The sequence below is a fragment of the Hyphomonas sp. UBA3601 genome, from assembly GCF_002375605.1.
GTDB lineage: Bacteria > Pseudomonadota > Alphaproteobacteria > Caulobacterales > Hyphomonadaceae > Hyphomonas.
On record NZ_DFME01000129.1, the window covers coordinates 1 to 9,856 of the forward strand.

The 9,856-nt window shown below is 59.9% G+C and carries 11 protein-coding genes and 1 pseudogene; 6 read left to right on the forward strand and 6 right to left on the reverse strand.

Translation table 11 applies throughout. From position 1 onward, the window contains the following. The coding region (locus tag B4F73_RS14740; protein ID WP_290483634.1) for a TetR/AcrR family transcriptional regulator at positions 1–602 on the reverse strand (602 nt) is incomplete at its 3' end. A 157-nt stretch (positions 603–759) separates the two neighbouring features. Between B4F73_RS14740 and B4F73_RS14745 the strand changes: the two genes are divergently transcribed. From B4F73_RS14745 to B4F73_RS14755, 3 genes are all read left to right on the forward strand, one after another. Continuing rightward, positions 760–1,314, forward strand: a complete 555-nt coding sequence (locus B4F73_RS14745; RefSeq protein ID WP_206992654.1) for a carboxymuconolactone decarboxylase family protein — start codon at positions 760–762, stop codon at positions 1,312–1,314. 104 nt (positions 1,315–1,418) lie between these two features. Further along, positions 1,419–1,904 (forward strand): flavodoxin family protein, encoded by a 486-nt coding sequence (locus B4F73_RS14750; protein WP_290483635.1) that lies wholly within the window; start codon positions 1,419–1,421, stop codon positions 1,902–1,904. Between the two features lie 120 nt (positions 1,905–2,024). Then, positions 2,025–2,387, forward strand: coding sequence for a hypothetical protein (locus B4F73_RS14755; RefSeq protein ID WP_290478987.1), 363 nt, complete (start codon positions 2,025–2,027; stop codon positions 2,385–2,387). Between the two features lie 138 nt (positions 2,388–2,525). On the opposite strand, the gene B4F73_RS14760 is transcribed toward B4F73_RS14755, so the two are convergent. The 5 genes from B4F73_RS14760 to B4F73_RS14780 all read right to left on the reverse strand — a co-directional run bounded on the left by B4F73_RS14760 (position 2,526) and on the right by B4F73_RS14780 (position 6,907). Then, on the reverse strand, positions 2,526–2,963 hold the full coding sequence (locus B4F73_RS14760; RefSeq protein ID WP_034813971.1) for an FKBP-type peptidyl-prolyl cis-trans isomerase: 438 nt from the start codon (positions 2,961–2,963) through the stop codon (positions 2,526–2,528). 152 nt (positions 2,964–3,115) lie between these two features. Further along, complete coding sequence (locus B4F73_RS14765) at positions 3,116–4,492, reverse strand: NAD-dependent succinate-semialdehyde dehydrogenase (RefSeq protein ID WP_290483636.1); 1,377 nt, start codon at positions 4,490–4,492, stop codon at positions 3,116–3,118. Positions 4,493–4,579: 87 nt separating this feature from the next. Then, a complete protein-coding gene (locus tag B4F73_RS14770; RefSeq protein ID WP_290478989.1) occupies positions 4,580–5,014 on the reverse strand; it encodes a DUF1801 domain-containing protein in 435 nt (144 codons plus the stop codon). A gap of 24 nt (positions 5,015–5,038) precedes the next feature. Next, on the reverse strand, positions 5,039–6,040 hold the full coding sequence (locus B4F73_RS14775) for a TIGR00341 family protein (RefSeq protein ID WP_206992649.1): 1,002 nt from the start codon (positions 6,038–6,040) through the stop codon (positions 5,039–5,041). A 6-nt stretch (positions 6,041–6,046) separates the two neighbouring features. Then, positions 6,047–6,907, reverse strand: coding sequence for an NAD(P)-dependent oxidoreductase (locus B4F73_RS14780; RefSeq protein ID WP_290483637.1), 861 nt, complete (start codon positions 6,905–6,907; stop codon positions 6,047–6,049). A gap of 132 nt (positions 6,908–7,039) precedes the next feature. Here B4F73_RS14780 and B4F73_RS14785 point away from each other — a divergent pair, with 132 nt between their 5' ends. From B4F73_RS14785 to B4F73_RS14795, 3 genes and pseudogenes are all read left to right on the forward strand, one after another. After that, positions 7,040–7,729: a flagellar motor protein MotB gene (locus B4F73_RS14785; RefSeq protein ID WP_290483638.1), complete on the forward strand. Its 690-nt coding sequence runs from the start codon at positions 7,040–7,042 to the stop codon at positions 7,727–7,729. A gap of 45 nt (positions 7,730–7,774) precedes the next feature. Then, complete coding sequence (locus B4F73_RS14790) at positions 7,775–9,619, forward strand: SLC13 family permease (RefSeq protein WP_034813979.1); 1,845 nt, start codon at positions 7,775–7,777, stop codon at positions 9,617–9,619. Positions 9,620–9,635: 16 nt separating this feature from the next. Beyond that, positions 9,636–9,856, forward strand: a pseudogene (locus B4F73_RS14795) (arginyltransferase); the annotation flags it as partial.

The following is a 9,856-nucleotide window of genomic DNA, read 5'->3' on the forward strand; positions in this document are numbered from 1 at the left end:
TAGCTGGCGGTCTCTTCCGCCAGCCGATCGAACGGCTCTACCAAATCCTCGACAAACCCGGCCAACTCTTCGCCGGACAGACCTCGTTGTAACTCGACCTGCAATGATGTCAGTGCCGCTTGGTATCGTCGTGCCAGACGCGCGGTGTCTGCCGCGTCCGGAAATTCGCCTACGGCCCGCGCAGCGGAGAACCCCGCTTCGAACTCGCCCTTCATCCAGTCCAGATAGTCTCGCGCAGGATCGGCAATCTCGGAATCCGTCGTTGTCGCCTCCAGCAATGTCTTGAGTAGCAGGCAGGCATGCACCCGCACGCTGGATCCATCCTCTGCATAGGCGCGCAGAAAGCTGGTCAGGCCATGCAGAGGCGAAGCTGCCTCTGCCATGTGCGCGCGAAACCCGGCTTGCATCTTCTCGAAGTATCGCTCCATCGCCGCAAGGAACAGGGCCTGCTTGCTCTTGAACGCGGCATAGATGCTACCCGGCCGCATATTCAGGGCGTTTTCGAGATCCTTGAGCGAGGTCGCATGATAGCCCTTCGCCCAGAACAGGCGAATGGCGGCTTCCAGCGCGGCATCACGATCATAGGCAGGCATACGTGTCATGTTCTCAAGATAGGGCCGCAAACCGGTCTTGTCTCGCCTTTCCGCTCACATTTGAGTGATCGCTCAAAAAAGATCTTGGTTTCACAGCGCGGCCTCCCAGATGAGGTGGGCCCCGACGAACGGGCACACAATCATCCAATGCAAGGAGCCCCCCCGGATGACCGAATTTACTCGCCACACCGAAGACACCGCCCCCGCAGAAAGCCGCGAGATCCTCGCTGGCGCCAAGAAAAGCATGGGCATCGTCCCGAACCTCTACGCCGTCATGGCCGAGGCACCGGGCCTGCTGAAAGCCTACAAGGAACTGGGTGATCTGTTCCAGGCATCCAGCTTCGACAAGGATGAGCTGACCGTTGTCTGGCAGGCCATCAATGTCGAGCATAACTGCCACTATTGTGTCCCGGCCCACACCGCCATCGCGGGCAGCATGGGTGTCAGCCAAGACATTACTGATGCCCTGCGCAACGAAACGCCCCTGCCAAGCGACAAGCTCGAAGCGCTCCGCACCTTCACGCTCAGCGTCGTGCGCAATCGCGGCAATGTCGATGACGCCGCCGTGCAGGCTTTTCTCGATGCGGGCTACACCCAGCGCCAGATCCTCGAAGTCGTGCTGGGCGTCTCCCAGAAGACCATCTCGAACTACACCAATCATCTGGCGCAGACGCCGGTGGATGCGCCATTCGCAAAATTTGAATGGCACAAGGCCGGCTAACCCGCCGCCTTGACCTGGCCGGTGCGGTCCCCCTCCCGCACCGGCCCCTTTGTTCCTGGCCTCATGCCCCTTGCCCCACAGCGCAACGCTTGGAATGTAGGGGCATGACCAAGCTTCTCATCATCTATCATTCCCGCACCGGCGGCACGCGCCAGATGGCCGAGGCCGCCGCAGGCGCTGCACGCGACGAAACCGACACATTGCTGAAGCGGGCGGAAGACACCGGCCCAGAAGACCTGCTGACCGCTGAGGGTTATCTCTTCGCAGCGCCGGAAAACCTCGCGGCCTTGTCGGGCGAAATGAAGGAATTCTTCGACCGCTGCTACTATCCCGTCCTCGGCAAGATCGAAGGCCGGCCCTATGGCCTGATGATCTGCGCCGGTTCGGATGGCGAGAATGCAGCGCGTCAGGCGGCCCGCATTGCCACCGGATGGCGGCTGAAACAGGTCCAACCACCCCTGATCATCTGCACGCACGCCCAGACGGAAGCGGAAATCCTCGCGGAAAAGACGATGCCCGAAGAAGACCTCGCCAAATGCCGCGAGCTTGGGGCTGCCCTCGGCGCAGGGATCGAGATGGGGGTTTTCTGACATTCCCTGTGCCCGTCCAAGGCTCCTGCTATCCCCCAAACCAGCCGCACAAACCCTTGAAATTGCTGGCGATCAAAAAACTTTATCCCACCCCTCCGTGCTCGGCCTATAATGCACGTCATGACAGACCCGCGTCACGCCCGCTATTATGCCTTTGTCTGGCCACTCTTCTGGCCCTGGCTCTGGCTGAATCTGCGCCGGCTCGAAGCCTGGCAGGAGGAGACCGGGCGCACTGTGCTGCTGCGCATTGACCGCTTCGGCAACATCTACATAACGGCGATGGCGGATGCGCCCAACCCACAGCGCTATCAATACACCGCGCCGGTGATCCCGGCATGGGAGCGCCCGTTACGCTGGAGCGATCTGCCCGAAAATCTCGTCACGGGCCTGGTCCCGCTCGCAAAATGCTGTGCGGCAGCGGTGACACAGGCGAAAGCCGTCACCATCTCAGGAACCTCATCTGTTGCTCCCGACACATCCTGATACGGATGACCTGACCAAATTCAAATCGACCCAACCGGAAGGCCACCTCCTCGCCGGCCATTCCTGTTGCCTGAAACGAAAAACGGCGGACACCCACTCTGGGTACCCGCCGCTTTGAATTCGAAAACTCGGAAGAAATTAGGCAGCTTCGCCGATCTTTACCAGTTCGATGTTGAAGGTCAGGTCTTCGCCGGCCAATGGATGGTTGGCGTCCAGCGTTACAGATTCCTCTTCAACGGCAGCCACTGTCACAGGGATCACTTGCCCGTCCTGGGTCTGCATCTGAAGGCGTGAGCCAACTTCCAGCGGAATCTCCGCCGGAATATCTGCGCGAGGCACATCCTGGCGCATGGCCGGGTTCATCTGACCATAGGCGTCATCACACGCTACATTAACGGTCTTCTTGTCGCCAACGGTCATGCCCGGAATGGCAGAGTCGAGGCCAGGTATGATTTGGCCGGATCCGACTTCGAATGTCAGCGGCTCGCGCCCTTCTGAACTGTCGAATGTGGTGCCGTCATTGAGGGTGCCGGTGTAATGGATGTGTACGGTATCGCCCGTTTTCACTTGCGTCATGGTCTCGCTCCAATCGTGGTGGGTGGAATTTCAGAGGCCGCGTCGCGCGCACGGGTGCTCCGTTGAACTGAGGCCATACCTAGGGCTTCTGAGGCATATGTAAACCCGCCGAGCAGCAAATGGCCCGGCGGCGTGCCGGGCCAGTACATTGATCAGTATACGAAAACTGCTTTGACGTTGACGAATTCCTTCATGCCAAAGCCGCCATGTTCCCGGCCAAATCCGGAATCCTTCACGCCCCCAAACGGCATGTTTGGAGCGGCAATGCCAAACCCGTTGATCCTCACCATGCCGGTGTCGAAATGATTACAGGCCAGCTCAATCGCGCGGTCTTCATTGCGCGAGAAAATGCCGCCGCCAAGGCCATACCGGCTGTCATTGGCAATCCGCATCGCATCGTCATCATCCTTGGCGCGGATCACCGAAGCCACGGGACCGAACAATTCGTCGTCATAGGCGGGCTGGCCCGGCGCCACATCGGTCAACACGGTCGAGGGATAATAGGCGCCCTGCATGTCAGGGATTTCACCGCCACAGCGAATGGTCGCGCCTTTTTCAACACTGTCCTTGACCTGGTCATGCAGAGTTTCACGCAGGTCAGCGCGGGCCATTGGCCCCAGATCACTGTCTTCGGCAAACGGGTCGCCGAGCTTGATGTCCGCCATTGCCTTCACGAATTTCTCGGTGAACTCATCATAGACTTCCTCAGTCACAATGAAGCGCTTGGCGTTCACGCAAGTTTCGCCATTGTTGAACAGGCGCCCTTTCACGCATGTCTCGACGGCGAGGTCCACATCGGCATCTTCCAGCACCAGATAAGCGTCGTTCGAGCCAAGCTCCAGCACAGTCTTCTTCAGTGCCTTGCCGGCTTTCTCACCCACCACGCGGCCGGCGCCGTCACTGCCGGTCAGGGTCACACCGCGTACAAGGTCATTCTCGATCACGGCATCGGACTGGTCATGCGAGATCAACAGAACGGTGAAGAGATGTTTCGGCAGGCCTGCGGCTTCATAAATATCGCGCAGCATCAATCCACTGCCCGTACAGGTCTCAGCGTGCTTCAGCAGAACACCGTTGCCCGCCATTAGGTTGGAGATGGAATAGCGGATCGCCTGATAGAGTGGGAAGTTCCAAGGCTGGATGCCATAGACGATGCCAATCGGGGAATAGGTCACAATGCCTTTGCGACCCGACATGATATCGCGTTCTTCACTGGCCAGCTCTTTCGGGCCCTGCTCAGCAGTATAGTCGCAAATCCCGGCGCACAGTTTCACTTCTTCCTGCCCATCGCGATAGAGCTTTCCCATCTCCTTGGTCATAAGCTCGGCATAGTCATCGACATGCTTGCGCAACTCATCGCCGATGGCCTTGATGACTTTCGCGCGGTCTTCGAGACTGCGCTGGCGCCAGTCTTGGTAGGCAGCTTGGCACTGCTCGATAGCGAGCGCCATCTCGTCATCACTCATGCGGGGATAGGTCTTCAGCGTCTCGCCGGTGGCCGGGTTGATCGTCTTGAGAAGGTCGGTCATGCAGGGGGATCTCCAATCTTGCTTTCACAAGTTAAACGACCCGCCCCGCTGGCAGTTCCGATCACATTCCCGTTAGATACAGCCAGATTATTCCGGCCACGTATCGTAATTCTCTTTCATGTAAGAGAATCCATCCTCGACGATCTCGCGCAGAACCTCCATGTCGACGTCAGCGAGCTTGTTGATGTAAAGACAGCTCTTGCCGACCTTGTGCTTGCCCAGCCGGGCGAGCTTGTCGCTCATATCGCGATATCCCGGCATGATATACAGGACGAGATTGGCTTTGCGCGGCGAGAATCCCGTGATCAGCATGTCGCCTTCGCGACCGCTGTCATACTTGTAATGATATCGGCCATACCCCACCAGGCTCGGTCCCCACATCCGGGGTGTATAGCCCGTGACTTCCTCGAACCAGCCCAGCAATTTTTCGCCATCAGCGCGGCGCGTGGGATGCTCGACCGCCGCGACGAATTCCGCTGGCGAAACTGGGGTCGGCTTGGTCTTGTTGTCCGATTTGGCCATGTGCCCCTCCCTGACCGGACGAGCCTAGCCGACCGACACCTCAGCGCCAAGGTCCAGCCAAAGGATCAATGCGGTGGCAGCGGCCAGCAGCAGGATCGAAAGTCCCGCATTGATCCACACGGCCCGGTCGGCATTCTTCTGGTCTATCCAGGCACGCGGCCGGATCTTCCGCAGCCGGAACACGATCAAGGCCGCCAGAACCAGGGCCACCACATTCAGAGACAGGAGCAAGCCTGCCCGCAATGCCAAAGTCCAGTGACCTGCTCCCACAAAAAGACCCAGCGCCGCACCCGGCGGCAGCAAGGCAGCGGCGACCATCACGCCGACCAAAGCCGAGGCCTGCCCGCGCGTCAGGGACAGGGCCGCCGCACCACCAGCCGCCATGGCAAGAGCCAGCCCGTCCAGACGCACTTCAGCGCGTGACATCAGCTCCCGGCTTTGCAGGTCAATCTGGAGGACAAACGACAATAGCCATGCACAGACAAGCGCGATCGCGATTCCGGACCCCAGCGTGATCGAGGCCCGCTTCAGCAGTTTGAAATCGCCCAGCGCAGCGCCCATCGAAAAGCCAAGTACAGGCCCCAACAGAGGCGCGATCACCATGGCGCCGATCACAGCGGCGATGCCGTCAGAGTTCAGGCCAATCGCCGCCACAATGGTCGACAGCACGACCATGATGATGAAATCCCGGTCCAGCCGCGCGCCCGTGGAGACATCGGAATAGATCTCTTCCCGCGTCGCCTGAACCCGTTTGTCGGCCTTCTGGTCCGTCGCCTCTTCAATGTTTGGCGCAGTCGCCTCCACCGGAAGCACGGTGATCCGGAAATCATCGCACGTATCCAGCGCGGTCTGGATATTGTCGATCAGTGACTGGCCACTGCCTTCCCGCATGAAGACAGAGATCAGCTTGCGATCCTTGCGCTCAGTATCCTGAACATAATAATCGATCGGGTCGGCCGCTTTCACCGCCCGGATTACGGTATCGTAGCGTTCGTCATTCGGCAGGTGAACTTCCAACAGGCGCATGATTATCTACCCGCGATTCAAGCGTGCGATCAGGCTGGACGTGTCCCAGCGCTGGCCACCCATGGCCTGAACATCTGCGTAATACTGGTCGACCGTCGCCGTCAGCGGCAGGCTCGCCCCATTCTCCCGCGCGGCTTCCAAAGTGATACGCAAATCCTTGCGCATCCAATCGACCGCGAAGCCGTGTTCGAAGTGGCCTTCGACCATTGTTTTCCAGCGGTTCTCCATTTGCCAGCTCTGGGCGGCCCCGCCGCTAATCGCTGCGATCACTTTCTCCGCGTCGAGCCCGGCCTTCTCGGCAAAGTGCAGGCCCTCCGACAAGCCCTGGACGATGCCAGCAATACATATCTGGTTGACCGATTTGGCCAGCTGGCCCGCGCCACTCTCACCGATCAGCGTCATATTCTTGCCGTAGGCCGCCATCACCGGTTCGGCAGAATTGAATGCCTTCTCTTCGCCGCCACACATGATGGTCAGCTTGCCATTGACCGCACCGGCCTCGCCGCCGCTGATCGGCGCATCCAGAAAGCGCGCGCCCTTCATACGGCAGCGCTCATCCAGTTCGCGCGCAAGATCCGCTGACGCCGTTGTATGGTCTACCACGATCATGCCCGCGCCGAGGCTGGGCTCCAACTGGTCGAAGACGGCACGAACATCCGGATCATCGCCCAGGCACAGGAAAACATATTCAGCGCCGAAAGCTGCGGCCGCCGGGTCCTTTGCGACCTCGCCCTTGTGCTGGGCGGTCCAATCCAGGCTCTTGGCCTCTGTCCGGTTCCAGACAGTCACTTGATGGCCCTTGGCCGCCAGATGCCCCGCCATATGGAAGCCCATCACCCCCAAGCCAAGAAACGCCGTTTTCGCCATGCCAGATCTCCGTGTGTCCTGCGGACCCAATTAGATTGAATTTCAGGGAAATCACACCCTTTGTTCTCAACGCCCATAAACCAAGCCCTGCTACAAACCGGGTTCCTGTCAGAATGAAGGAACACGAAGCGCATGGCGATTGCCACCACTCATACGCAACGCTTTCCGGGCAGAAGGCCCGCTGCGCCCCGTCGCAAGATGGGGACATGGAAGATGGCTTATGCCGACTTCCTGACCGCGCTGATGGCCTTTTTCCTTATGCTCTGGCTGGTCAGTGGCGTCTCCCCGGATTCGCGGAGCATGATCGCCGACTACTTCACAGGCAAAGACACGGCCGCCGCAAACGGTCCGCTGGTGGAAATTCGCCAGTCCGAGACGTTTCGCCTTTACGAGACGCTGCGAACAGACGAGTCGCTCGCGGCCGCCGGAAACAATCTGCAACTGATTCAGGCACCAGACGGCATTCGTCTCAACCTGGTTGATACCGATGCCCGCCCCTTGTTTGCCAGCGAAAGCGGCGCCCTGACCGAAGCGGGCGAAGCGCTGACCCTTCAGCTTGGCCAGGCCATTTCTGGCCTTGCAGGGCCAATCACCATTGAGGGCCACACGGACGCATTTCCCTCGCTGGACGCGAATCGCACCAATTGGGACATCTCTTCGGAGCGCGCGAATGCTGCGCGGCGCATCCTCGTCTCGGCAGGCGTTTCCACTGATCGTGTACGCGCCGTAACAGGGTTGGCCGACACCAGACCTCTCAATCCGGGTGAACCGCACTTGTCAGCCAATCGCCGGATAAGCATATTGCTACATTCTGACGGCTAGTCGTTCTGGCGACGTGTCGGGGCGTGCTGATGAACCGGAGCCGTAATGCTATCTGAATTCGTCCAAACTTGGCCGATGTGGGCGAGCCTCGCCATCGTCTGCGCCGCGATCACGTTCTACATGCTCGACCGGTGGTCGATGGAGTTCGTGTCGGTTTGCGTGATGGCAGCCCTGCTGCTGGTTTTCATCATTCCCGGTGCACGCGGGGTCGACGGCGAAGCCATCAGCGCGGCAGACCTGTTGTCAGGCTTTGGCAACCCGGCCCTCATCACCATCATGGCATTGCTCGTGGTCGGCCAGGGACTGTTCCAGACCGGAGCGCTGGAAGGGCCGACCAAGGCCTTGCTCGCGGGATATGACAAGCGGCCCGTCTCAACTCTGATTCTGGCCTTCCTTGCGGTCTTCGTGACCAGCGCATTCGTCAACAACACGCCCATCGTCATCATGTTCCTGCCCGTGATGACCGCCATCGCCATGCGTATGAACGCGCCGCAGTCGCGCCTGATGATGCCGCTTAGCTTTGCGTCGATCTTCGCCGGCATGACCACGCTGATCGGTACATCGACAAACCTGCTGGCGGCCGAATCCTATGACCGGATCACCGGCCAGCAACTCGGTTTCTTCGACCAGACCCCTATGGGCCTGATCCTTGCGGCCGCCGGCCTGCTCTACATCCTGATCTTTTCCAAATTCCTTTTGCCGAACCGGCGCGGTCTTTCCGATGACATCGTCCAGCCCTCCGGCAAACAATTCGTCGCTCAGATCGAAGTGACACATGGCCATTTCCTGCTTGGCAAGAAGCCAGTCGCAGGCATGTTCGCTGACCTGCCCGACATGACCGTCCGCATGATCCAGCGTGGCGAACGGGCGATCCTGCCGCCCTATGAGGATATCAGCCTGCAAGTTGGAGATCTGGTCATCATTGCCGCGACACGCGCCGCGCTCCAGAACGTGCTGGCGCGCCAACCGGATTTCCTGCAGCAGGTCTGGCAGGCGTCAGGCGCTGACCTTGAGGATTTCTCGCGCCCCGGCTCGCTGGCCCTCACCGAGGCCGTCATCGCCCCCGGCTCGCGCATGGTGGGCCGGACGGTCGAAATGCTCGGCTTTCGCCGCCTGACCCGCGCCGTGACGCTTGGTATCCAGCGCCGCAGCCGAATGATTCGGACGAAGCTTGGCGAAATCCGGCTGGAATCCGGTGATACGCTGCTTTTGTGTGGCCCGGTCGAAGCGTTTCGTGAGCTGCGCTCAAGCCGCGATCTGATCCTTCTGGAATGGTCCCAAACCGAAATCCCGCTCACGACCAAAGCGCTGGCAGCGCGCGTGATTGCCATCTCCATGGTGATCCTCGCGGCGACGGGCTTTGTGTCGATCCTGCACGCATCCGTTCTGGCCGCCGTCGCCATGCTGATCGCGGGCTGCCTGAACACACGCCAAGCCAGCCGGGCACTCGATCTGCGCATTTTTCTCGTGATTGGTGCGGCGCTGGCCATGGGCATGGCCCTGGAAAAGACCGGCGCGGCTGACCTGATCGCCCATTCGGTCGTCAATCTGGCTTCGCCCTATGGCACGCTGGCCGTCCTGTCGGCGATCTTTCTCGCGGTCGCCTTGCTGACCAATCTCCTGTCCAATGCGGCGACAGCCATCCTGTTTTCGCCAATCGCCTTGTCAGCCGCCGCGGAGCTGAAGGTCGAAGACCCGTTACCCTTCCTGCTGGCGGTTATTTATGGCGCCAATTGCTGCTTCGCGACGCCGATTGCGTACCAGACCAACATGCTGGTCATGGGTCCCGGGCACTACAAGTTCGGGGACTTCATGAAGTTCGGCGGGCCGTTGGTGATCATACTTTGGGTCGTCTTTACCATATTCGCCCCTTGGCGGTTCGATTTGTAAGTGTATCGTCGCACTTATGAAGTTCACTGACTCCCAGATCCTGCCCCCGGGGCTCGAGCGCTCGCTTCGGTTCTACGTGACCAATCCGAGCCCTTGCCCCTATCTGCCGGGCAAGAAAGAGCGGAAAGCGTTCACCAATCTGGCCATCGGGGAAGCAGATCTCGTCCACAACTCCTTGAGCCAGGCCGGGTTTCGGCGCAGTCAGACGATCGCATATCGCCCGGCTTGCCCGCGCTG

Coding starts and splice junctions, on each gene's coding strand:
- B4F73_RS14775 (WP_206992649.1), bottom strand. CDS start 6,040: ATGCGCCTGTTGGAAGTTCACCTGCCGAATGACGAACGCTACGATACC.
- B4F73_RS14750 (WP_290483635.1), top strand. CDS start 1,419: ATGACCAAGCTTCTCATCATCTATCATTCCCGCACCGGCGGCACGCGC.
- B4F73_RS14745 (WP_206992654.1), top strand. CDS start 760: ATGACCGAATTTACTCGCCACACCGAAGACACCGCCCCCGCAGAAAGC.
- B4F73_RS14765 (WP_290483636.1), bottom strand. CDS start 4,492: ATGACCGACCTTCTCAAGACGATCAACCCGGCCACCGGCGAGACGCTG.
- B4F73_RS14785 (WP_290483638.1), top strand. CDS start 7,040: ATGGCGATTGCCACCACTCATACGCAACGCTTTCCGGGCAGAAGGCCC.
- B4F73_RS14790 (WP_034813979.1), top strand. CDS start 7,775: ATGCTATCTGAATTCGTCCAAACTTGGCCGATGTGGGCGAGCCTCGCC.
- B4F73_RS14770 (WP_290478989.1), bottom strand. CDS start 5,014: ATGGCCAAATCGGACAACAAGACCAAGCCGACCCCAGTTTCGCCAGCG.
- B4F73_RS14780 (WP_290483637.1), bottom strand. CDS start 6,907: ATGGCGAAAACGGCGTTTCTTGGCTTGGGGGTGATGGGCTTCCATATG.
- B4F73_RS14760 (WP_034813971.1), bottom strand. CDS start 2,963: ATGACGCAAGTGAAAACGGGCGATACCGTACACATCCATTACACCGGC.
- B4F73_RS14755 (WP_290478987.1), top strand. CDS start 2,025: ATGACAGACCCGCGTCACGCCCGCTATTATGCCTTTGTCTGGCCACTC.